19 protein-coding genes and 2 pseudogenes are annotated in these 24,513 nt (G+C 37.9%); 11 read left to right on the top strand and 10 right to left on the bottom strand.

All coding sequences use genetic code 11. The features are described 5' to 3' along the window. Positions 1 to 67 precede the first annotated feature (67 nt). Entirely contained in the window at positions 68 to 1,831 is a 1,764-nt protein-coding gene (locus tag AACV01_RS15845; RefSeq protein ID WP_161683219.1) for a DEAD/DEAH box helicase, read from the bottom strand. A 194-nt stretch (positions 1,832 to 2,025) separates the two neighbouring features. Here AACV01_RS15845 and rsuA point away from each other — a divergent pair, with 194 nt between their 5' ends. The 3 genes from rsuA (at position 2,026) to AACV01_RS15830 (ending at position 4,813) form a co-directional block, all read left to right on the top strand. Further along, positions 2,026 to 2,730, top strand: a complete 705-nt coding sequence (rsuA, locus tag AACV01_RS15840; protein WP_049197359.1) for a 16S rRNA pseudouridine(516) synthase RsuA — start codon at positions 2,026 to 2,028, stop codon at positions 2,728 to 2,730. A 35-nt stretch (positions 2,731 to 2,765) separates the two neighbouring features. Continuing rightward, complete coding sequence (locus AACV01_RS15835) at positions 2,766 to 3,950, top strand: Bcr/CflA family multidrug efflux MFS transporter (RefSeq protein ID WP_004247802.1); 1,185 nt, start codon at positions 2,766 to 2,768, stop codon at positions 3,948 to 3,950. Positions 3,951 to 4,465: 515 nt separating this feature from the next. After that, positions 4,466 to 4,813, top strand: coding sequence for a YejG family protein (locus AACV01_RS15830; protein WP_004247049.1), 348 nt, complete (start codon positions 4,466 to 4,468; stop codon positions 4,811 to 4,813). Positions 4,814 to 4,998: 185 nt separating this feature from the next. Here AACV01_RS15830 and mepS read toward each other — a convergent pair whose 3' ends face one another. Beyond that, the gene (mepS, locus tag AACV01_RS15825; RefSeq protein WP_004247050.1) at positions 4,999 to 5,613 is read right to left on the bottom strand and encodes a bifunctional murein DD-endopeptidase/murein LD-carboxypeptidase; all 615 of its coding nucleotides are present in this window, start codon (positions 5,611 to 5,613) and stop codon (positions 4,999 to 5,001) included. Positions 5,614 to 5,961: 348 nt separating this feature from the next. Continuing rightward, on the bottom strand, positions 5,962 to 6,684 hold the full coding sequence (locus AACV01_RS15820) for a phosphatase PAP2 family protein (RefSeq protein ID WP_004247803.1): 723 nt from the start codon (positions 6,682 to 6,684) through the stop codon (positions 5,962 to 5,964). 346 nt (positions 6,685 to 7,030) lie between these two features. On the opposite strand from AACV01_RS15820, the gene AACV01_RS15815 reads away from it, so the two are divergent. Then, positions 7,031 to 7,342 carry a hypothetical protein gene (locus AACV01_RS15815; RefSeq protein ID WP_004247052.1) on the top strand — a complete coding sequence of 104 codons (312 nt, stop codon included), beginning with the start codon at positions 7,031 to 7,033 and terminating at the stop codon, positions 7,340 to 7,342. Between the two features lie 264 nt (positions 7,343 to 7,606). Beyond that, positions 7,607 to 7,933 carry a hypothetical protein gene (locus AACV01_RS15810; RefSeq protein ID WP_004247806.1) on the top strand — a complete coding sequence of 109 codons (327 nt, stop codon included), beginning with the start codon at positions 7,607 to 7,609 and terminating at the stop codon, positions 7,931 to 7,933. Positions 7,934 to 8,067: 134 nt separating this feature from the next. On the opposite strand, the gene yeiP is transcribed toward AACV01_RS15810, so the two are convergent. The 5 genes and pseudogenes from yeiP to AACV01_RS15785 all read right to left on the bottom strand — a co-directional run. Beyond that, on the bottom strand, positions 8,068 to 8,640 hold the full coding sequence (gene yeiP / locus AACV01_RS15805) for an elongation factor P-like protein YeiP (protein WP_004247807.1): 573 nt from the start codon (positions 8,638 to 8,640) through the stop codon (positions 8,068 to 8,070). A 134-nt stretch (positions 8,641 to 8,774) separates the two neighbouring features. Beyond that, positions 8,775 to 10,016 carry a tryptophan permease gene (mtr, locus tag AACV01_RS15800; protein WP_046335338.1) on the bottom strand — a complete coding sequence of 414 codons (1,242 nt, stop codon included), beginning with the start codon at positions 10,014 to 10,016 and terminating at the stop codon, positions 8,775 to 8,777. A gap of 297 nt (positions 10,017 to 10,313) precedes the next feature. Continuing rightward, entirely contained in the window at positions 10,314 to 10,730 is a 417-nt protein-coding gene (locus AACV01_RS15795; protein WP_046335337.1) for a nucleotide triphosphate diphosphatase NUDT15, read from the bottom strand. Positions 10,731 to 10,814: 84 nt separating this feature from the next. After that, on the bottom strand, positions 10,815 to 11,660 hold the full coding sequence (nfo, locus tag AACV01_RS15790; RefSeq protein ID WP_004251877.1) for a deoxyribonuclease IV: 846 nt from the start codon (positions 11,658 to 11,660) through the stop codon (positions 10,815 to 10,817). A 118-nt stretch (positions 11,661 to 11,778) separates the two neighbouring features. Continuing rightward, positions 11,779 to 12,264 (bottom strand): annotated as a pseudogene (locus AACV01_RS15785) (RNA-guided endonuclease InsQ/TnpB family protein); the annotation flags it as partial. Between AACV01_RS15785 and AACV01_RS17905 the strand changes: the two are divergent. After that, positions 12,250 to 12,459, top strand: a pseudogene (locus AACV01_RS17905) (transposase); the annotation flags it as partial. The pseudogenes AACV01_RS15785 and AACV01_RS17905 sit on opposite strands and share 15 nt — an antisense overlap. Before the next feature lie 48 nt (positions 12,460 to 12,507). Here AACV01_RS17905 and AACV01_RS15775 read toward each other — a convergent pair. Beyond that, positions 12,508 to 13,593 (bottom strand): YeiH family protein, encoded by a 1,086-nt coding sequence (locus AACV01_RS15775; RefSeq protein WP_004247810.1) that lies wholly within the window; start codon positions 13,591 to 13,593, stop codon positions 12,508 to 12,510. Between the two features lie 184 nt (positions 13,594 to 13,777). Here AACV01_RS15775 and yieE point away from each other — a divergent pair, with 184 nt between their 5' ends. The 5 genes from yieE (at position 13,778) to AACV01_RS15750 (ending at position 21,395) form a co-directional block, all read left to right on the top strand. After that, entirely contained in the window at positions 13,778 to 14,668 is an 891-nt protein-coding gene (gene yieE, locus AACV01_RS15770) for a DNA-binding transcriptional regulator YeiE (RefSeq protein WP_004247811.1), read from the top strand. A gap of 122 nt (positions 14,669 to 14,790) precedes the next feature. Next, the gene (locus AACV01_RS15765; protein WP_004247812.1) at positions 14,791 to 16,278 is read left to right on the top strand and encodes an amino acid permease; all 1,488 of its coding nucleotides are present in this window, start codon (positions 14,791 to 14,793) and stop codon (positions 16,276 to 16,278) included. Between the two features lie 780 nt (positions 16,279 to 17,058). After that, positions 17,059 to 19,065, top strand: coding sequence for a ligand-gated channel protein (locus AACV01_RS15760; RefSeq protein WP_063215319.1), 2,007 nt, complete (start codon positions 17,059 to 17,061; stop codon positions 19,063 to 19,065). 751 nt (positions 19,066 to 19,816) lie between these two features. Further along, positions 19,817 to 20,026: a hypothetical protein gene (locus AACV01_RS15755; RefSeq protein WP_017628390.1), complete on the top strand. Its 210-nt coding sequence runs from the start codon at positions 19,817 to 19,819 to the stop codon at positions 20,024 to 20,026. After that, positions 20,016 to 21,395: an APC family permease gene (locus AACV01_RS15750; protein ID WP_004247065.1), complete on the top strand. Its 1,380-nt coding sequence runs from the start codon at positions 20,016 to 20,018 to the stop codon at positions 21,393 to 21,395. The genes AACV01_RS15755 and AACV01_RS15750 overlap by 11 nt, the downstream gene beginning before the upstream one ends. A 65-nt stretch (positions 21,396 to 21,460) precedes the next feature. Here AACV01_RS15750 and AACV01_RS15745 read toward each other — a convergent pair whose 3' ends face one another. Beyond that, positions 21,461 to 24,394 carry an autotransporter domain-containing protein gene (locus AACV01_RS15745; protein WP_161683217.1) on the bottom strand — a complete coding sequence of 978 codons (2,934 nt, stop codon included), beginning with the start codon at positions 24,392 to 24,394 and terminating at the stop codon, positions 21,461 to 21,463. Positions 24,395 to 24,513: the final 119 nt, after the last annotated feature.

Raw genomic sequence — 24,513 nt, 5'->3', positions numbered from 1 at the left:
TCTAAAAACAGATAAAGCGGGGCGCATTTTAACGAAAAAGCACTCTAACAGCAAATATAAATCGACTTTAATATAAGGTATCTGCTTTACGAAAGCGTCCATGATAGTCAAATAACTTATTACGAATTTGCCAAAAGCCGTCTTTTTTATTTTTTTGTGCCACAATAAAGTCAGGATAACGTAATAAATCAAACTGATTAATAATATCTTGAGCGTTATGCCATACCAAAGGAACGCCAGGAGCGCGCTGGTGTTCGCGTAAAAACTTGAGTTCAAATACTTTACGTTGGGCAGGCGTTTTTAAACGAAATCGTTCTGAAACAGAAGTACCTTCTTCATCATAATAGTTGATTTTAAGCCACTCACCTTTTTCATCTTGACCACTGAGTAATTGCATTCCTCCACAGCGAAGGATAAGGGCGCCTTTTAGCTTTAAAGCGGCTTTGAGCATATCATCAGGATCAACTAGGATTTCATTACAGTGCACACAACGCCGTGCGGCGATATCATTTTCTTCATTACAGTGTGGGCATAATTTAAAACGAAAGCGATAATCACACTGTTTTTTTTGTCCTTGCTCATCAAGCTCCCAACCTTGGCAACGTCGCCCATAGTGCTCAATAATATCGCCATCTGCATCAACTATGCCCCAGAAAGTGTTAGCGAATTGACAGAGAGGACAAAACACTTGTACCGGTTTGCTATTTGGATTGGGTTTTTTACTACCCACTTCAGGAAGATAAAGGTCGTGAGGGTTACCTGCATAATCTAAGATTAAACATTCTGTTTTTCCTGCAAATAACCTTAATCCTCGTCCTACTATCTGTTGATATAAACTGACGGACTCCGTTGGACGTAAAATAGCAATTAAATCAACATGAGGCGCATCAAAGCCTGTGGTTAATACAGCAACATTAACCATATAACGTAGCTGTTGCTGTTTAAACTGTGAAATTAATGCGTCACGCTCAGAAGAGGGGGTTTCAGCACTGACTAACGCGGCTTGCCCTTGGGGTAATAATGTGAAGATTTCTGTCGCATGTTCTACTGTTGCCGCAAATATCATCACACCACGACGTTGTTCACCGTATTCAATTATCTGTGACACAATATGGGGTGTAATACGCTGTTGTTTTTTTACTTCGCGATTGAGATCTTCTTGATTAAAAATACCATTTTGGCTCGTTCTAACTTGGCTAAAGTCATATTGCAAAATAGGCATATCTAAACGTGTTGGTGGGACTAAGAAATGGTGACTTATCATGTAGCGTAAAGGTAATTCATAAATACAGTCACGAAAAAAACAATTATCATCTCCTTTTACCATACCGTGATAGTGATATTGGTAAATCCAACCAGTCGGTAAACGATAAGGAGTAGCAGTTAATCCTAAGATGCGTAATTGGGGGTTAATGGTTTGAAGTTGTTTGATCACTCGTTGGTATTGGCTATCTTCAGACAAACTAATACGGTGACATTCATCAATAATTAATAGAGAAAAAGCATGCTCAAACTGTGATAAGTTACGTGCTACCGATTGCACACTGCCGAAAACAACTTTGCCTCGACTCTCTTTTTGCTGTAATCCGGCGGCATAAATATCCGCAGATAGACCATAGGCTTCATATTTGCTATGGTTCTGCTCTACTAATTCTTTTACATGTGCTAGAACCAATACCCGTCCACGTGCTCTTTTGGCAAGTTCGGCAATGACTAAGCTTTTTCCAGCACCGGTAGGTAATACAATAAGTGCTGGTGTTTTATGTTGGCGAAAATAAGTGATTGTCGCGTTAACCGCGTCAAGCTGATAAGGTCTGAGTGTAAAAGCCATAACCATACATTAAAAGCAAAACAGAGCATCAGCGTAGCACTTTTTAGCGGTGAGTGCGAACAGAAAGACTGTAATTAAATACAGTAAACGGCTAAATGATTTAAGGGTGAATTAATTAGTTGTTTTATTGTTAATATTCATTTTTAATAGATGCCTCATATCAGATGGTACTCTTCCATTTTTCAGAGAAATTCATGCGATTAGATAAATTTTTATCCCAGCAATTGGGGATTAGCCGTAATTTAGTAGCTCGTGAACTTAGAGCAGGGCTCGTGACTATAGATGGTGAAGTGGTAAAAACAGGGGCGACTAAAATCACACCTGAACAAGAAGTTGCTTATGATGGCAATGTGTTGACACAAATTTTAGGCCCGCGTTATTTTATGTTGAACAAACCTATTGGTTATGTGTGTTCAACGGATGATCCTGTTAACCCCACCATTCTTTATTTTATTGATGAGCCACTAGCACATAAATTACATGCTGCGGGGCGTTTAGATATAGATACTACAGGGTTAGTGTTATTAACCGATAATGGTCAATGGTCTCATCGTATAACGGCACCTAAACATCACTGTGAAAAAACGTATGTCGTAACGTTGGAACAGCCTATTGCTACGGATGTCGCTGAGAAATTTAAAACAGGTGTCCAGTTAAATGGCGAAAAAGAATTGACTAAGCCTGCTACATTGGAAGTAATAACACCGACTGAGGTAAAACTGACCATCAGTGAAGGGAAGTACCATCAAGTTAAACGTATGTTTGCTGCGGTGGGTAATCATGTTGTCGCGTTACATCGAGAGCGTATCGGTGATATCACATTAGATGATGCTTTAGCGCCAGGAGAATACCGACCGCTAACAGAAGAAGAAATCAATAGCATTCATCTACCTAAATAATAATTATATTTTGTCGTTTTTTGGAGTTTAACTGCGTGCAAGAGCAACGTCCGTCGTACTTTAGCCTCATTTTAATATTGGGGCTTATTTCCATGCTTATGCCACTGGCTATCGATATGTATCTGCCAAGTTTACCTACTATAGCACGAGATTTTGGCGTGCCTGGTGGCCAAGTTCAGATGACATTAAGTAGCTATATCTTTGGTTTTGCTATTGGACAAATGGTCTATGGGCCGATGGCAGATAGTCTAGGGCGTAAACCGGTTATTCTAGGTGGTGTGATTGTTTTTGCGTTAGCGTCGAGCGCTTGTGCACTATCTGACTCGATCGATATGCTAATTGGTATGCGTTTTCTACATGGATTTGCTGCCGCCGCTGCAAGTGTTGTCATTAATGCTTTAATGCGGGATATGTTTTCAAGAGATGAGTTCTCAAGAAGCATGTCATTTGTTGCATTAGTCATGACGATTGCCCCATTATTAGCGCCATTACTTGGTGCTTGGGTGATGAACTGGTTCTCATGGCATGCTATTTTTTGGAGTATCGCTATTGCGGCGATCATTGCTGCTGCATTAATTGCGCTCTATATACCGGAAACTTTGCCCAAACAGCACCGCCAACGTTTTAGTCTGCGAGTGACATTTAGTCAATTTATTAGCTTATTTAGAGCACGTCGAGTACTTTGCTATATCCTGGCATCGGGATTTTCTTTTGCAGGGATGTTTTCATTTTTAAGTGCGGGGCCTTTTGTTTATATCGAACTACATGGTATTCCATTCGACCAATTTGGCTTGTACTTTGGTTTTAATATTATTTTCTTGATTGTCATGACCAGTATCAATGGGCGCTATGTGCGCCGATTTGGTGCACTGAATATGTTACGTTTTGGGTTAACTGTGCAGTTTTTAATGGGCATATTCTTAATATTGGTGGTCGCCCTTAATTTACATTTTTACTTCCTTGTTGTGGGAGTGGCTATGTATGTTGGTGGGATAGCCATGATAACCTCAAATGCGATGGCCGTTATTCTTGAAGACTATCCACATATGGCGGGTACGGTATCTTCTTTAGCCGGTACTATCCGTTTTGGTGTGGGGGCTTTAGTTGGAACCGCTATTGCAATGTTACCCGCTAAAACTGAGTGGCCGATGGTGAGTTCGATGGCATTTTGTGTTATCTGTGCCATGAGTTTCTTGTTACTTGCTCGTCGTTATAAATAAGAATATCACGCTATAAATACACTGTATTTATAGCGTTTTCCTTTCTATTCATCTTTAAAATGTCATTATCACCATGTTTTTCACTAAACATTTCTCTAAATTCTCTCCCTTCAATGTAACTTATTTGATTTGCATCAACACTTAATGTTGTGTTTTTGTTAAATTAACTAGGGTTTATTTTAATAATCATCTATTATTGTTTTAGTAATATGAAATATCATGATAAAAATTGATAGATTGTTTTACTTAAATGCGTAAAATTTTATGCAATTATTTTATATAGTTGATAAAATGTTAAATAAATGAAAGAATAATTGAAAAGGGTAATCAGGGCTGATAGGAAGGTTGATAAAGGTTAAGCGAAATAAACAGCTTAAAAAACCTCTCTTTTTGTAAGATTATTGTAACGTTCATGCTTTATTTTTAACAATATTTTAATATGTGTGTGAGCAAGTCAGTTCAAACTCGTATTGATGATGTATTAAATTAACGTGTTGATGAAACAGGATTGATTTGTGGAAAATGTACAACTTTCGGTGGTTCATAAGCTGCCGCTGAGTTATCGGTGGCTAGCAGGCTTTACAGGAACAAGGGTAGAAATTCTACCTGAGAATGATGCTAGTAGACAAAATACCTTGATTGGCTTAAAACTGCTAAGTCATGATGGTATGACTTTAGATGAGGCAATACAGAACTTACAAAAGTATCTGAATAATCTCAATATTGAAAATGTGATTATTGAGTGGGATGGCGTACCTTGTTTATTTTTACATAGTGATGATGAGTGCGCAGCACTTTGTTGCTTAAAAAATGCAGGGGTTGCAATTGCTGAGCCATTTCCAACAGACTACTCTTATCTCTAGTTCTTTTTTGTTCTTAATGGGTATTTCTCTATGACATATGCACAATCTATTGCTATGTACTTAGATAAAAATACTCACTAACGATGGCTATATGGCTCTGTTATGCAAGAAAAAACAACATAAAAAAGCCCCATACTCAATAAGTATTGGGGCTTTTTTATTGCGATAAGATATAAGGGAAAATTTTATCTTAATGACGCTTGAGAATAGTTATCAGCAAGACTTGTTGTTGTATTATTATCAATGATCCGACGTGCTGTATAGAAACGATTTTTCCAATAGACATTGGACATTTCAGAAACGATAACACCACTGCTGGTTGACGCGTGAACAAACTTATCATTACCGATATAAATACCAATATGGCGCATAGTGCGACCAGTCTTAAACAGTACTAAGTCACCCGCTTTTAAGGTTGAACGATTAACTTTGGTACCAGCAAATTGCTGATCGGAGGTTGAACGAGGTAATTCGACACCAAATTGATCACGAAAAGTTCTTTGGACAAAAGCGGAACAATCAATACCACTTTTTGTATTGCCACCTAAGCGGTATGCAACACCTTTCCAGTCTGCATATTGGTCAAGTATCTTAGATTTTATATCGAGATTCTTCACCAATGATTCAAATTCATCTTGAGATGCTTGGGAAATAGATGTGCTTGAAGATTTATTAAGTGGGGCAGTTGTTGAATTAGCTAAGCGTGAAGACGCGTTTTGTGAACTACAGGCTGATAACGTAGCTACGACAATAAACGCCGGTATGAGCTTAAGCATTCTCATAAACGGTTTATTTCTCATTGTGACAGATTTCCCTTACATCCTTATGTGCGAGATGAGCACATGAATATTCACCAAATAACCAGAGAATATAGTGTAATTTAACTCTGGCAACCCTATTTCGCGAAAAACGTGCTCTAAAGCACGTAAATATCCACATTAAACAATAAATAATGTGGAAACGTAAAAAGTTTACATAAAGAAAAGTCAAATGGCGAGAGGAAAGAGGCTTAATTTACAAAACATTAGATAATAAAGAACGCATACTAAAAATGATTATCTTTTTGTTATAAAACTATCCTTTTACAGATAAAAAATAAGCGCTCAGTAGGGCGCTTATTTTTACTTTTACTTATTTTTTATACTTAATTAGCTAAATGCTTTTTTGCCTTTAAAAGGGAGATGCTCATCTAGCCAATGAATGATGATATCAGAGGCAGGGGTTATTAATAACCAGCTTGTTGTGACTAAAGTAAGCGAGATAGAGCCAACTAAGATATCAGAAGCCCAATGTGCGCCAGCCATAACACGAGGTAATGAAAAAATTACCGTAATTAAAAGAGCGCATAAAAAAGAGCGAAATGAAAGATAACGTAATATAAAGCTACAAAAGATCAGTAGCATCAAACCATGATCGCCAGGAAAGCTATCACCTGATGCATCTTTAGTCGGTATTCCTGTCACTACACCTACGCGGTGTACATCGTGAAAATGAAGTGTTGGGCTAGGTCTTTCGATAGGAATATTTTGTCCAATCTGATTAATTACGATTGCACTTAGCACCATAACTATTCCCACAATAATGAGATGGCGTTTGCCCTGATAATCTTTCTGACGAAAGGTATGGTAATACAATCCTCCCATCGCCAGCAGAATAATCACATCGAATGCTCGATTATTGACATAAGCCACAAACATAGCAAAAGAAGAGTCTGGCAATAGTTGCCGATTAAAAAAATAAAAGATATGTGTATCTATTGAAAGCCAAAACCCATGTTGTGCGGGAAGATACCAAGATAAAAAAAGAGTCAATCCAACCAAATTTAACAGCAAGATAAGAGACAATTTTTGTTTAACAGTAGAAAGTTTCATAAGGATAATTAAAAAATTCGTTGATTAATTGTGATCTAAATCACAAATATTCCAAGTTTATGGCAGGGACTATAGCCAAAATAAAAAAAAATATCTTTGCAATTAATTGCTAAGGTAAATGTTATCTTTTTGTTTCAACCTTGTTAGCTTCTCTTATCTTGATATAAGTCAAATATAGAATATTTTTTATTGATAGTCTTAATTTGAGTATTTTATAATTTCTTTCTAAACTTTAATCAAAGATAAAAGTTAAATAAATAAAGTTACTAGCCGATATTAGTTATTAGTTTAATAGCATATTGGCTCGTGGACATTCTGTACTTAAATAAATGAGAGGAGGTTTATTTTGAAAAAGATACCGATAGTTTTAGCATGTCTAGGTCTATTATTAACGGCACCTAGTTTAGCACGTGAAAGTAAAGTGTTAGGTTCAACAACAATTACTTTTGTTGGTGCTATTGTCGAAGGCGGATGTTTTGCATCATCAGAAGAAAATACTGTTAAAACAAGTTGTTGGAATGGTAAGGAGATGAAAGACTTCCAATATAAACTAGATGCTAATCAGCAATTTAACTCGCAATTAATTAATAATAAAGGCTTTATGGATATCGAATGGATTAACGATCATCTAGCAGTAATGAATATTGTTTATAATTAGTTAATTAATACTAATAATAAAATAAATTGTGTTAATTAAATAGAAAGTTGATGTTTAAATAATTAGGTTATTAAAGTTATGAATATTTGACTTAAGCTTAAATCAACGTTGATTTTTTATTTATAAATAAAAACCACTCATATTTGATAGACATCAAACATTCTTATTGTGTCTATATGAATGTCATATTTTATTGCTATGATAAAAGTATGTCGAGTAGGCGTGATCCTCATACCTACTGCGCAAACAAGAAGTGAGGTCGTTATGAAAAAATATCTGACCATTTTATGCAGTCTTCTCGTTTCCAGTTCGATATCATTTGCTTGGGCGTCAACAGCACAGCAAACTACAGGACAGATTTATGTACGAGGGGCGATTGTTGATCCAGCTTGTGAAATTAATTTCACACTCGATCAAGCTGAGTACCAATGTTACAAAAATAACAAAGTCTTTACATCAACCCAGTCTATTTTCCCTACCTCTTTTGAACAATCATCATCAATTATACTGCCTCAAAATATGGGGAAAGCTGAAATCCGTTGGATGGATGGCGCTGAAAAAAATGGATTGATTAATGTGCAATATTTTTAATTGTGTATTGACAGGGAATGATTAGGTAAACAAGTCAAATAATCGTTGTCACAGTGGGTTTCTTACGATTATCTGACCTATTTAGCATCACATCAGTAAAATATTACTTTGTGAGGGAGGTTTTTGGCGGTTAATTAATCAGCACGCCCCATATAGCGACGTTCAGCAATATGAATACGGATTTTATCCCCTGTAGAAAGATATTCAGGGACTTGAATGACTAATCCAGTAGGTAAAGTCGCAGGCTTAGTACGAGCACTCGCTGATGCGCCTTTAATGCCCGGTACTGTTTCGATAATTTCCATATCAACAGTTTGCGGTAACTCTAAAGCTAAAACTTGTCCATCCATAGTTAAAACCTGCATCCCAGCTAAGCCTTCTTCTGGAATAAACAGCAGCTCTTCTTCAATCTGATCTTTTTTGAAGGTGTAAGGTGTATAATCTTCATTGTCCATAAAGACATATTCATCACCATCGATATACGAGAAACTGACTGCACGGCGTGTTAAGTTGATAGTATCGAGGATATCATCCCCTTTAAAACGTTCTTCTACTTTTTGGCCTGTACGAATATCAGTAAAGCGCATTTTATACAAAGTACTTGCACCGCGAGCACTTGGCGCTTGGATGTCGATATCTTTTACCAATAATAATTTATTGTTATAACTGATAGCCATACCGCGCTTAATTTCATTAGCTTTTGCCATAGGTAACCTTCTATAAATAGCATTGACGATAATGGCGACAAAATTACTCGTAGTACTGAAACTTGGCAAGTATTTCGCAATATTTTTTTGGTAGAAGAAGGTTCAAGCCAGCATATTGCTGGCTTGACGGAAGATCAGCGGTAAATAGGTAGGAAATTAAAGTTTGCTAATATGTGTGCAATCGCATTAATTGCACCAAATAAGATCACAAAGATAATCATAAAGGTGCCACCAGGTGCTTTAAAGCTTTGTTGCTGATGACGTTGGCGACTGGCTTTTGCCATTAATGCTGGAATAATCGCCGCCCAAATAGTGGCTGCAAGTCCTGCAAAGCCAATAGCATACAAGAAGCCATCAGGAAAAATAATCGCTAAAATGGTGGGTGGTACAAAAGTTACGATGGCCGATTTTAAACGTCCTGTCCCAGTATTTGAGAATTTAAAGAAATCAGCTAAATAATCAAATAACCCTAAAGACACACCTAAAAATGAACTCGCTAATGCCATATATGAGAACAAGTCTAATAAGAATGAAACGGAAGTATTTGCTGTATTGATACGCATTTGTGCCAGTAAGTTACCGATATTTCCGCCTTCAGCAATGACTTGTTTAAAGCCTTCACGAGGAATATTACCTTGTACAACAAACTGCCATAAAATGTAGATAGCCAGCGAAATCAAGGTACCAATTAATAGACTTTTCATCACGGCTTTACCGTCTTTACGGTAGTAGGTGACTAATCCAGGAATATTGCCGTGATAACCAAAGGAGGTTAATAAATAAGGTAATGCGGCTAGTGCATAAGGTAAATAACTGGCATGGCTTTCTGTTGTATTAAATAATACTGGCATTTTCACTTCGGTAAATAATCCACCGATAGCAAATACAAAAGCCACAATCATACCGCCAATTAATATGGTACTTAAGCGATCAACGGCTCGGGTTGATAACCAAACGAAGAAAGCAACAACAAGGGCAAATACTAAGCCTGCAACGGCTTGTGGCAAGCTAACCACATTAGCAAAATTTTGCACAATGATGGAGCTACCTGCAGAAATATAGGCATAAGTTAAAATATAGAGAACAAAAGCAATAGAAAGACCATTAATGGTACTCCATCCCTTACCTAATAAATCTTTGGTAATAGTATGAAAGCTTGATCCTAGGGGGTAGTGAAGATTAACTTCTAAGATCATTAAGCCAGACATAAATAGGCAAAACCAAGTATAAATGAGTAAAAAGATAGAGCCGGTAAACCACACACCGGAAGTCACAATAGGGATGGAGAACATACCGGCGCCTACCGCCGTACCGGCAATAATCATCGCACCACCGAGTATAGATGGGCGTTTAGCAATGGATGTGACTTCTGACATAACATGTCCTTATAAAAAATGACTCAATGTACTAGCTTGATAGTGTAGAGAATACACGCTTGATCTGAGGGTGTAAATAGAGCACTTCCTTGTTTATTAAATAAAAAAATGAATAAAAATAGTACAATAAGTTTTTATCTATATATAAATCAATGGATTAAATTATTTGTGCTCAAAAATAAGCCAAATATAATAAAGGACATTAAACAGAAAAAAGATCACGTTGAATAATAACTAAGTAGGGGAAAAACATTATTCTGAATAAAGAATATTCAGAATAATGATGAAGAGTGTTAATTAAGGTTGATAGAAACGTTTACTTTTCCATAAAGCAATAGAATTACGGCTCGCTTCAAAATGGGGGGCAGGTAAATCATCAGGTGAGCACCAGCGTAGTTCAGAACATTTATCTGGCTCCATTAACTTAGGCTCGCCACCTTGATATTGCGCAATCATACAGATAGATACGGTATGTTTACCTTCTAATTGATAAGTTTGTAGATTGTTGCTGATCCCAATCACTTCAGGAGTAGGGATGGTAATGCCAATCTCTTCTTCAATTTCACGAATAGCACATTGCTCAAAGGTTTCCCCCGGATCAACATGGCCACCAAAAATTGACCAATAAGGGGCGTGTTTACCACAGCGTTTACCTAATAATACTTCACCTTTTTCATTGACGATGATCACTCCAACACCAACGACTACAGACATGAGAGACTCCAAAATAGCATACGGATAAAAAAATAGAGGCTTGCGATTTTAGTACATCAAATCGCAAGTAAAAAAGAAATAAGGTTATTGAGTTTGTTGTGATTTTAACCAAGCTATTTCTTCTGGCCAAATATCAGGATTAATTGTTTCTAAGATAAGTGGGATCCCATCAAAACGGGTATCTTGCATAATATAAGTAAAGGGTACTTTGCCAATATTGCCTTGCCCTAAACTATGATGGCGATCGACACGACTAGCCAATTCGCTTTTAGCATCATTTAAGTGCATGGCTTTTAAATATTGAAAGCCGACAATATTATCAAATTCAGCAAAGGTCTTTTCACAGTCTTCAACGGTACGTAGATCATAACCTGCAGCAAAAGTGTGACAAGTATCAATACAAACGCCCACTCGAGATTTATCTTCTACACCATCGATAATAGCGGCGAGATGTTCAAAACGATAGCCTAAGTTAGTGCCTTGTCCTGCGGTATTTTCAATCACTGCGGTCACATTTTGGGTTTTATCTAAGGTGATATTAATGGATTCAGCGATGCGTTGCAGACATTTATCAACATCGATTTTTTTTAAATGGCTACCTGGGTGAAAATTAAGTAATTCAATGCCTAATTGCTCACAACGTTGCATCTCATCGAGAAAAGCGGCTCTTGATTTTTCAAGGGCTTCCTCTTCTGGATGCCCTAAATTAATTAGATAGCTGTCGTGTGGTAAAATTTGTGCTGGACCATAGCCATAGATTTCACAATTTTTTTTAAATTTATCAATCGATTCAGTTGATAAAGGGGCTGCTTTCCATTGGCGCTGATTTTTAGTAAAAAGAGCAAATGCCGTTGCTTTGATCTCATGAGCTCGTAATACAGCCTGATCAACACCACCTGCAGCACTGACATGTGCGCCAACAAATTTCATCATAGTTCTCCTCTAATCTTATTTCACACTACGATAACAAATCGTGGGCTTATTGACATCCGAATATGAGGAAATTTGACATCCTCCACGCCCTAAAGGACGTGGATCCCTACTGCGTTCAGACTGATGTCTGAATCACCTCGGCGAGTTCCTGCTTCGACGGGCGGTCTGACTGCACCCTCCCTCCACAGGCAAGCACGGCATGTTCTGCCGCTAAAATGTTACGTGCCCCGTTGATATCAGCATTCGCTGTATATCCACATTCAAGGTACTCGAATTGACTTTGTGACTGGCGGTTTTCCTTTGCTGTATGACCACAGCAAGCGCACTTCTGACTGGTGTAGGCGGGTGGTATTGCCACTACCTGACCACCTCGCCAGAGCTGCTTGTATTCAAGCTGACGGCGCATTTCATACCAACCCTGCTCCAGTATTGAGCGGTTTAAACCAGATTTAGCTTTTACGTTCCGTCCATGCCGTTCTGTCGTACCTTTTGCCGATTTAGACATGTTACTGACCTTTAAGTCCTCAATGACAATCATTGCGTGGTTTTTGCTGATTTCGCTGGTGACTTTGTGAAGGGAGTCTTTCCTGATATTGCCCAACGTGATTACTACAAGGGGGTTCTTTGGTCGCCGAGTTATTTCGCGGGGAGTTGTGGTGGCGCACCAATATCCATTATCCGCCAGTACATTGAGCAACAGGAAACACCGAGTTAGTTAAAAAAACGCGCCTTATATCCCCGACCTGAAGGACGGGGTTTTACGGTGCTTTGGATAAAAAAGCGCAACTTAAACTAGAATAAGTTGCGCAATACTCGGGTACATACTCAAGGATAGATAAAACAATCACATCAACACAGATTGGATAAAGATATTAATAGCAGCACCACCTAACGTTAGCCAGAAAAAGAGAAATAAAGCTAGCAGTAGTGGTTTTACACCCGCTTGACGTATCGCACTAATATGCGTTGTTAAACCTAGTGCTACCATCGCCATTGCCAATAAAATAGTATCAATAGTAACGATATAGCTCACAATAGCGGCAGGAATTAAATTAAATGAATTAAAACCAGCCATTAAGATAAAGAACACAGCAAACCAAGGAATAGTTATCGGACTTTTTTCTGTTGTCGCACCTACTGTTTTACGGCCCTTTTTACTAATATAAGTAGAAAGGATAATTAAGAAAGGTGCCAGCATCATCACGCGGATCATTTTACTAATTACGGCTGCATTTTCTGCATCTGGACTAATTGAATGACCCACCGCAACAACTTGAGCGACTTCATGTATGGTTGAACCAGCGAAGATACCAAAAGTTTCTTCACTAAAAGGTAACCAACCCGCAAAAGCGTTAAGATGGAAAAACCATGGGTAGAGGAAAATACCGATAGTTCCAAAAATTACGACAGTGGATACAGCCACCGCAACTTGGCTCGCCTGAGCTTTGACAACAGGCTCTGTTGCCATGACCGCAGCCGCACCACAAATACTACTACCAGCACCAATTAACATGACGGTTTGATCATCAAGACCAAAATATTTTTTCCCCACCCACATTGCAATGAGAAAAGTTGAGGTCAACATAATAGCGTCAATAATTAATCCTGTTGCGCCTACATCTGCAATTTGCTGAAAAGTGAGTCTAAAACCGTATAGGATGATCCCCGCGCGTAGTAAATAGTGTTTGGCAAACTTAACGCCTTCATCACTATAAGGTTTAGCGATGGGATAAACCGTATTACCCGCAATAATGCCAAATAAGATAGCCAGTGTAAGAGCACCTAACCCCATACTGGAAAACCATGGAATATCACCTACATAAATAGCGAGGGCGGTTAATATACCTGTTAGCAGCAAGCCGGGGAGCCAGCGATAAACAGGAATAAAACATTTTTTAGCCAATGTGGTTGTTTGACTTTGCTCTGACATAGAAAAACCTTGCTTATGTAAATTTTGCATAAGCATATAACAGATACTATTATTTATTAAATTCATTATTTTTATAATAATAACCACTAAAACTAATATAGGTATATTTTCACAATTGTTCTTGGTATGTTATTGGTTTGTGGATAGTATGTTATTACTATGACAGCTAAAAGGTGGGATGGACATGCGTATTACATTGCGACAACTGGAAGTATTTACTGAAGTACTTAAAAGTGGTTCTACAACACAGGCTTCACAACAGTTGGCATTATCTCAATCCGCTGTGAGTGCTTCTTTAACTGATCTAGAAAATCAGTTAGGAGTACAACTTTTCGATAGAGTGGGGAAGCGCTTAGTGACTAATGAACACGGGCGATTATTATATCCAAGGGCACTCTCTTTACTTGAGCGTGCTACTGAAGTAGAGCAGTTATTTCAAGCCGGAAATGGTGCTTTACGTATTGCTGCAAGCACCACTATTGGTAATTATATTTTGCCACAAATGTTGGGTAATTTTCATCGTAACTACCCCGATATTCCACTTGAAATGAGTATTGGCAATACGGAAGAAGTCGTCAAATCAGTCAGTGAATTCCGTGTTGATTTAGGCCTTATTGAAGGGGCTTGCCAAAGCTCTGAATTGATCAGCCAAAAATGGCTACTGGATGAAATGGTCATATTTTGTTCCCCTGAACATCCTTTAGCTAAGGCGAAAACAGTGACATTAGCCGATCTTCAATCCGCGCCGTGGATCCTACGTGAAAACGGTTCTGGGACGCGAGATGTACTCAATCATCTGCTGTTTGCTTCATTACCCGGATATCGAATCGAAATGGAATTAGGTAATTCAGAAGCGATAAAACATGCTGTAATGTATGAAATGGGGATTAGTTGTTTATCTCGCCGAGTGATCCAAGATCAAATAGAGAGTGGCTCTTTAAAAGAGATAAAGGTCGAAGGTCTAAAATTACAACGTACTTTATATTTGGTCTATCATCGCCAAAAACATGTCTCTGATGCCCTCAAAAAATTACTTTCATATTGTAATGCTGAACATTTAATCGACAACGCTTGATAAGTTACTAATAATTGAAGCCCGATTATGAAGGTATCTTATAATCCTAGATCCTTGCTATTCACCACAGCCAGATTTGTTACAATTGATGCTAGGAATATGAATATAACCGTGGAATGATAATGTCAGAACAACAAACAGATACCGCAAAATCGGGTGCGGTACGCACTTTGCGTCGAGAATTAAAGGCGCGACATTTAGCGATGATCGCTATTGGTGGTTCAATTGGTACAGGGCTTTTTGTCGCATCAGGTGCAACTGTTGCTCAAGCAGGGCCTGGGGGCGCATTACTCTCTTACGCATTAATAGGACTTATGGTCTATTTCCTTATGACCAGCCTTGGAGAGTTAGCGGCATTTATGCCTGTTTCCGGATCTTTTTCAACCTATGGCTCTAAATATGTTGATGAAGGATTTGGTTTCGCACTAGGCTGGAACTACTGGTACAACTGGGCTGTGACGATTGCAGTTGACTTAGTCGCCGCGCAGCTCGTGATGCTGTATTGGTTCCCTGATGTGGATGGTTGGATTTGGAGTGCGTTATTTTTAGCCGTTATTTTCTTGCTTAACTATATTTCTGTAAAGGGATTTGGTGAAGCTGAATATTGGTTTTCATTAATTAAAGTATCGACCGTGATTATTTTTATTGCGGTGGGTATTGCGATGATCACCGGTATTATGAAAGGCGCTGAAAATGCAGGTTGGCACAACTGGGAAATCGGCGATGCGCCTTTTGCTGGTGGTTTTGCCGCCATGATAGGGGTAGCGATGATTGTTGGGTTCTCTTTCCAAGGAACTGAACTTATCGGTATCGCAGCGGGGGAGTCGAAAGATCCTGCGAAAAATATTCCTAAAGCAGTACGTAAAGTTTTTTGGCGTATTTTACTGTTTTATATCCTAGCTATCTTAATTATCAGTTTAATCATTCCTTATACCGATCCTAACTTGCTACGTAATGATGTGGGTGACATCAGTGTGAGTCCGTTTACACTGGTATTTAAAAATGCAGGGTTACTTTCCGCTGCTGCTATCATGAACGCAGTTATTTTAACGGCGGTGCTTTCGGCAGGAAACTCCGGTATGTATGCATCTACGCGTATGTTATTTACCTTAGCAAGAGAAGGTAAAGCGCCGAAATTTTTTGGTAAATTATCCAAAAACGGTGTTCCACGTAATGCACTTTATGCAACAACAGTGGTTGCGGGTTTATGCTTTTTAAGCTCAATGTATGGTAACCAAACGGTTTATTTATGGTTATTAAATACATCAGGTATGACAGGATTTATTGCTTGGTTAGGTATTGCAATCAGTCATTACCGTTTTCGTCGAGGTTATGTAGCACAAGGTCGTGATCTGAATGAATTGCCGTATCGTTCAGGCTTCTTCCCTGTAGGACCTATTTTTGCCTTTATTCTCTGTTTAATTATTACATTAGGTCAAAACTATCAGGCATTTTTAGAAGATACTATTGACTGGTATGGTGTTGTGGCAACCTATATTGGGATCCCATTATTCCTGCTGATTTGGTTTACCTATAAAATAGTGAAGAAAACACGTTTTATTCGTTACAGTGAAATGCAGTTTCCTGAGCATATTGAAAACAAAAAATAGTTAGTTTTATCACTAAATAGAGAGCCGGCTAATTTGTGAACTTTATCACAATTTAGCCGGCTCTTTTTCTATTCTATGACTAATAATTACACAAATAAGAGAAAATTCTAATTTATATTCGCAATCGCATTGATAAGTATTCTTATTTGCTTTATTGTTAGCAAACAATTTATTGCATAATAATGTGACGACAGTGTTATTGGTTATAGAAAATAGATCTGATGTATGTAAAGCGTCATCATCCACTCTCTAGAGCGATTTTTAGCTCATCTAATAACGCATCGTTGTATAAGAAGTCATATATTGAATATCGAGTATTATATCAATTAAGCGAATTTTCTTCTTATTTGACACATTATTCTCAATTAATCAATTTTAATGCAAAAAAGTGATGAATAAATTATCAGGTTAAACTTTGGCATATTTATCTGTTAATAAAACAGCTGGATAGAAAATCAATAGCAACATGCAAATAGATGTAGGTATATATTTGTTTGATTAATCTACAGACAAGCCTGATAAATATATTGTCACTATTAATAGGATTTTATTAACACATTGTTTTAAAAGAAAATTTATATGTCAAATTATTTGAGTGATAAAAATCTTATAGAAGCATAAAACAATAACAGCAGAAGTATAGGAATTTAGTCAATAGGGATATAAAAATAATATCAAAATAACTAAGGGTAATTAAATTAATTACCTTCATTGTTGAGCAACTGTCGATCTGTCCATCTATATAAAACTTAAAGAATATATATTCTTGGAGAATCGGGAATGGTAGTGTTAAAGAAAAATAAAATTGCGCTTGGCGTTGTTGCTGCTCTTGCATCAAGTTTTGTGATGACAGCTTCCGCAGAAGATCCTGAAAGGTTACTGGTGACAACCGCTTCGGGATTTAAACAGACTGTTGAAGATGCTCCAGCTTCTGTTTCAGTTGTAACTCGTGAACAATTAGAAACAAAATCATATCGTGATGTAACTGATGCGCTAAAAGATGTTCCGGGGGTGCTAGTGACAGGGGGCGGTAGTAGCTCTGATATTAGTATTCGTGGTATGGATCCTAAGTATACCATGATCTTAGTCGATGGTAAGCGTGTTGCATCTCGTGAAACGCGTCCTAATAGTGATAACTCAGGTATTGAACAAGGTTGGTTACCGCCTTTACCCGCGATTGAGCGTATTGAGGTAGTAAGAGGCCCAATGTCTTCTTTATATGGCTCTGATGCCATGGGAGGCGTTATCAATATTATTACGCGTAAAGCGCAAAAAGAATGGAACTTTAGTTTACGTGGTGACACAACGTTGACTGAGCGTAAAAATGAAGGAAATACAGGACAAGGTAGTTTCTATGCTGCAGGTCCATTGATTGATAATGTGTTAGGTCTAAAGCTGCAAGGGCAATATTCTCACCGCGGTGAAGATAGACGTGTTGATGGCTATAACCGTCAGATCACGGCAAGTGGTGGCGGTACATTAAGCTGGACACCAGATGAGAAAAATACCGTTGAATTTGAATTTAAAAAAGATAATCAACATCGTGATTCACGTGTTGGCTATTCAAAATCAGCTGAACTTGTTAAAGGGAAAAAACCACAAAGTAGCTTTACTGATTATGAGTTAACGCATTATGCCTTAACCCATGATGGTATTTATGATTTTGGTACTATGAATACCTATGTTCAGCGCGATGAAAGCCGCAATCCATCACGTAAAATGGATTATGATGATACAACTGTTCGTAACCAAACCGTCTTTATGTTTGGTGATCATATGTTAAGTGTCGGCGGTCAATATCGCTATGAAGAGCTGAAAGATGAAGGCAATAAGCTTAAAGGTAATAATAAGCTAGATCGCTATAGTTGGGCGCTGTTTGCTGAAGATGAGTGGACATTGACAAACGACTTCGCTTTAACCGCCGGTTTACGGATGGATAAAGATGAAAACTTTGGTACTCACTGGACACCGCGAGTTTATGGTGTTTGGCATTTAGCTGATGAATGGACATTAAAAGGTGGGGTATCTACTGGATATCGTTCACCGGATTTACGTCAAGCGACAGCTACTTGGGGACAAGGGACTGGCGGTGGTCGTTATGATGCAGTTATTTACGGTAATCCTGACTTAAAACCAGAAAAGTCGGTGACAGAGGAAATTGGTATTATTTGGGATAATCGTGATAACTTAACGGCAAGTTTGACGATTTATAATACTGATTTTAAAGATAAAATAACAGAAGTTCGTCGTTGCGATAGTCGTTCAGACAAAGCACCGGGTATGCGCGATTGTACATTAGCTGATGGTGTTGGTAATAGTGGCGACCCTTATGATTTTGTAAGTGATAGAACTAACGTTGATAAAGCCAATATGCGCGGTGTTGAAGTTACTGCTAACTGGATTATTTCCCCAGAATGGAATTTAGCAGCAAACTACACGTTTACAGATACGGAACAAAAGAGTGGCGATTTCAAAGGTAAGCCTCTGAATAAGCAACCGCGCCATATGGCGAATGCGACCTTAAATTGGGAAACCACCCCTGAAATGGAAACTTGGGCACGCATTAATTTCCGTGGTAAGACATCAGAATATTTATCACGTACTTCAATGTCTAAGAGCACACCTTCATACGCCTTTGTTGATGTAGGTACTAGCTATAGTCTAACGAAGCAACTAAATCTGATCGGTGGCGTCTATAATGTTTTTGATCGTCGCATCGAAAGAGATAATTACGGTTCAACCTTAGAAGGCCGTCGTTATAACATCGGATTAAACTACAACTTCTAGTTTTATCCCTCAGTGTGTGTCAATCAAGCTCCACATTATGTGGAGCTTTTTTTGTTATTTAATTAAAGCCAATACTGGCAAAATGCATAATAGGCATTTATATTTAGTTTAATGAATCACCTAAAAATAAGGTTCATTTGTTTTAACCACTGACTATCTTTACTGAATACTTAATCTTTTTTTCTTATTACTGAAAATCGTTTTTGATTACTCTATATGGCTTGTTGAAAAATAATGGTATTTCAGTTGGCTGTATCTTTTTTAGTCTTTATAGCGTGAAAGAAGCAATTAATTTACATTAGATTTGTTTATGTATCATTGATGCTTTATTTTGGTTGGTATTGTTGTATATAACATGCAGAATTAATTAACTTTTTGATTGTTAATGTATTAATGATTTTTGTTGTTTAATACCAAACGACAATAGGCTATATCTCAAAGTTAGGCTTTGTGATAAAAACGCAAATATTGTCAATGAAATGTGACAGTAAAGGCTAACTTAGTTTGCTATTTAAAAAGATCGTAAAAAAAGGTGGTTTTTTGATGAAAATCTATTGCTATTTAAGTCTGAGACGTGCAAAATGCGCCCACTAAAAATATGACTGATGCGTTTTAACTGCATCGGTTTTTTTTTGCTTTTTACTTATTACTACACCAAGAGGTCAGACTTATTTTAGTCTGAATAGATAACATAATTTGATTAGCAGCCAGCCCCTTAGAGAAAGGGTTGTCGTGATAGAGGAATGCTAATATGGTACAATTATTCTCTTTCGCAGTCGGGCCTAACGGCACCTGCGGTAATGATGACTACGGAGCACGGCGTCTCCTAAACTCACTCCTGTCCTCAAAAACTTCTTTCTATTCTGTTTATAGACAGATGCGAAGTCTTCCCAGTAACTGTCGGTTGAGTTTATCAAGTACTCAGTTCGAAGTTATGGGAGGGTTCGCTCATGTCAGATAATGTCATCTCCTCTATCGGCACCAATCAAACTGGTGTTAATAACCGTGTTCAATTACGCAAAACATTGACGCTAATGCAAGTCGTCATGATGGGGTTGGCATTTTTACAACCTATGACGATTTTTGATACTTTCGGTATTGTATCAGGCATAACCAATGGTCATGTGGCAACATCATATGCTATTGCGTTAACCGCTATTTTATTTACCGCAGTGAGCTACGGGAAATTAGTCAAGCGTTTCCCTTCAGCAGGCTCTGCTTATACTTATGCACAAAAATCCATGAGCCCACATGTTGGTTTTATGGTTGGGTGGTCTTCATTATTAGACTACTTATTTATGCCAATGATAAATATCTTATTGGCTAAAATTTATTTACAAGCCATATTCCCAGGCGTAGATCCGTGGATCTTTGTTGTTGCGTTAGTCGCGTTAATGACATTTTTTAATCTACGCGGAATTAACGTTGTGGCTAACTTAAATACCGTTATTGTTGTTATTCAAGTAGCTGTAATGGTGGTATTTGTTGGTTTATTAATTCATGGCGTATATAACGGCGAAGGTACAGGGGAGTTATGGACTTTCCGTCCATTTGCGTCAGTAGATGCCGAATTAATCCCAATGATAACCGGCGCGACAATTTTGTGCTTCTCGTTCTTAGGGTTTGATGGCATTAGTACCTTATCTGAAGAAACACCTAATGCTGGTAATGTGATACCAAAAGCGATTTTCTTAACTGCGTTAATCGGTGGTTTAATTTTTATCGCTGTTTCTTATTTTTTACAATTATATTTCCCAGATATTTCACGTTTTAAAAATCCAGAAGAGTCACAACCTGAGATTATGCTGTATGTAGCAGGAGCCTTGTTCCAGTCTATTATCTTAGTGTTTTCTTGTGTGACGGTATTAGCATCGGGTATGGCGGCTCACGCAGGTGTTGCGCGTCTGCTGTATGTGATGGGACGTGATGGTGTATTCCCTGAGAAAGCGTTTGGTTATGTTCATCCTAAATGGCGTACACCGGCATTTAACGTACTGTTAGTTGGCTTTTTAGCGCTAGGGGCGATCTTTTTTGATTTAGTCACTGCTACAGCGTTAATTAACTTTGGTGCGTTAGTGGCATTTACCTTTGTCAATTTATCTGTTATTTCGCAGTTCTACATTCGTGAGCGTCGTAATAAAGGGTTAATGGATCATATTAACTATCTTATATTACCGATTATTGGTGCCGCGACAATGGGGGTACTGTGGGTAAACCTTGAACCAGGCTCTATGGAATTAGGACTGATTTGGGGGGCAATTGGTATACTTTATATGGTGTGGATCACTCGTCGATTCCGTCGACCTATGCCTCAAATGCCAGAGAAATAACATTGTATTTAGTGTGTTGATTGTTTAAAAATGGCCTCATTAGTGAGGCCATTTTTTGTTTATAGTTAGAACGCGATAGAGAGTTTCATATCAATACCATTATCGTGCTGATTTCTTGCCGCTAGTCCGCTGTATCCAATTGAGACTTTTGATGTCTCATTAATTTGGATAGTCGTTCCAGCTTTTACCACCAGTGCATCTCGAGCAGCATCAACACTATTTGCTATAAATGTAGGCTGGGTTTGTGTGAAGCGTAAATGGATCCCTCGTTCTACATCGTTATATTGGTGTCTCCAGCCTAGCTCACCATAGAGAGAACCCCTTGATTTACTGTTAAATTTCCATTGGTTATTTAAACGTAGCCCTGTAGTGGAGGTGGTTGACTCTAGAGTTTGCGAATGGGCTTGTAAGGCTGCTCGTCCACCTTGCTCGTTAATGGTGGCGTTTTTTGTTTTGGCATATTCAAAATTAACAAAAGGCTCTAATTGTGTATCAGAGAGGGTGATGGGATAAGCTGCTTCAATAAAAATTTGGCTAGTGTTCCCATTGTAATTCGCCTTATTTTTATCTGACTGTACACCATAGTTGACCGATTTTGTTGTATGGATACGATGAAAGGTATTAGATGCACCAGCACGTAACACGATTGTGTCAAAATCATAGCCACCATAGAGTGATAAGTGGTAATTTTCGCTATTTGCGTGACTGTTATCACCAGATAGTGAGGTTTTGGTGACCCCTGTTGCAATACCAAGCAGCATTTTATCGTGACTAACCCGCTGATCTGCACCTAATAGTACGCCATAGGTGGAAGCATCATAGCTATTTGCATTGCCATCATTGGAAGTCTTTTCCCAATTAGAGAGAATTTTAGCCCAAACATGACCTTTGTTACCTGCACTTTCTTTCTCTCTATTAATTATTTCTGCATTTTTAATCTGAGAGAGGAGTGTTTCTTTTATTTGCCGGCTATTGTTGAGTTGGTTAGATAAGATATCCGCATGAATTTGACCTGTTAATTGATTATAGGCAGAGCGGGCATCATTCCCTGTATCCATTCTTATAATGCTTTCATAAATAGGATGTCCCAAGGGTAATGCGTCTATCGCATTGGCGATTGATAGTTGGTTTTTTGTTTTAGCCACACTTGAAAAGGCGGTGTTATTTCTTCCGACATTTAGTATTACTGAATTTTTATCGTAGGACAGTGTGGTACCTAAAAAAAGATAGTTTGGATTTACATCAGTAAATTGACCATTAATACCGTGATCTGCCGTTAAAATGGTATATTTTGTGTTATATAAACTTTGAACATCATCTTTTGTTAGCAGATTTTGGCTATTTTCAAGCGATACATTAACCATTCCACCATTCAGTGTCGCGGTACCCAAACTGATTATTTTATCGCTATCACCTTGTGAATTTATTTCAACATGGTAGTTGCTACCAGAATTAAAAATAACAGTATCATCTATATTAATTGTACCTATTGAATGACCCGGTGATACGATGCCTCCTGAATAAACGGCCAGCTTATTAATTTTTCCTTTACCAGAAAGTATCCCTTTGTTATTGATATTGACTTGAGAATCAACGCTCCCACCATTTAATAGCAATGCTCCTTTGTTGACATCTAGTAAAGTGTTTAGTGTTCCTTCAAGAAGCAATGTACCACCATTAATGGAAGAATTTTTTGCATAGTGGTTTTCACCAGTGAGCAGTAAATGACCCTGATTAACTTCAACGCCAGCAAAATGGTTATTGCCTGATAAGATCAAGGTGCCATTACCTTGTTTGATTAATTTGCCAGGCCCACTAATATCATTTTTCCATTCATCAAGTTGACCAAATTCAGCAAAGTCAAATTCATTAGTTATTTGATTAACAATAAAATGATTGTAGAAATAACTAGGGCCATTATAGGCTTTTGGGAGATTAATTAATCCCCAATTGGCGTTTGGATCATCTTTGTTTGCAGCCCAGCCAGCCAATGAATTACTCGGGTAGGTGGTACTCGCTAAGATAGATTGTCGTTGCTCTCTGGTTAAATAGGCAAAGCGTAAACGCAGTAAAGCGTTGGCAGATGTTGGTATTTCATTAGGGGTAATGCGTGGTGCAGGCTCTGGATCTTTGGTTGCGTAATAACCTGTTTCATCGTTAGTGATTGTTGTCGAGGTCGTTAAGCAATGTTGATTTTTGCATTGGCTAGCAACATTTTGGCGGACTTCTTTGGCAAGCTCTACAAAAGTGCGGGTGGTGTCATCATCTGCAAGCATTTGTGACAGCAGGTAATAATTGCCTATTCTGGAGGCGATGGTATCTGTTGCGAAGTGTGCCCCGACAATAACTCGACTTTCACCATATTCTATTGCTCTGGCAAACATTTCACTGCCCTTTTCAGGGAATAAGATGGATAACACTGCAGCTTGTTTGTATCCGTTCCACGTATGACCACTGGGATAAGATGAGCCTGTTATAGTGGTGTAGTTATCAAGATAATGACCTTCTTTATCAAGTACTTGATAAGGTCGGCCACGTAAAAAAAGTTCTTTTAAGATAAAATCTATCGAGCGTACTCTTTTTTTATTTGTATCATAAGCATAGGTGCCTGTGCTATGTAATTTATTGAGATCTTGATAAGCTTGAATATCGCTAAAGTTGATCGATTTAGCCTTATCATCAAATAAAATATTAGCATAGGTATTCAACACATAAGTATGAGACTGTGATTTATCCGCTTCGGCAAGTTCTCTACGTTTGCCGGTAATGGCTTGATAATTATTACTGATTATTCTATCTAATTCGGCGGTTCTCGATCCTTTTTGAGGGCTAGTTGTGATAACACCATTTTTGATCTCATCTAACCAATAATTACGTTGGTCGATAATTCGTTGTTTGGTTTGTGAAATATTGGTTTCAGACCATGTTGAATGGGAAAAAAGTAAAAAAAAGCAGCTTAACGAGGTAGGTATTACGATATTTTTCATAAAATAAGCCATAATCTCTAAAAAATTGAGAGCTAATTTATATTAGCTATGTTTAGTTTTTATGACAGGCATTATTATATTAGAGATATTTTCTAAATTGTTTTGCAGTAATTTATTCAGAGTTTTTTTAT

The organism is Proteus sp. G2609, assembly GCF_963896135.1.
GTDB lineage: Bacteria > Pseudomonadota > Gammaproteobacteria > Enterobacterales > Enterobacteriaceae > Proteus > Proteus mirabilis.
This window is presented reverse-complemented; position numbering and strand designations above follow the sequence as displayed.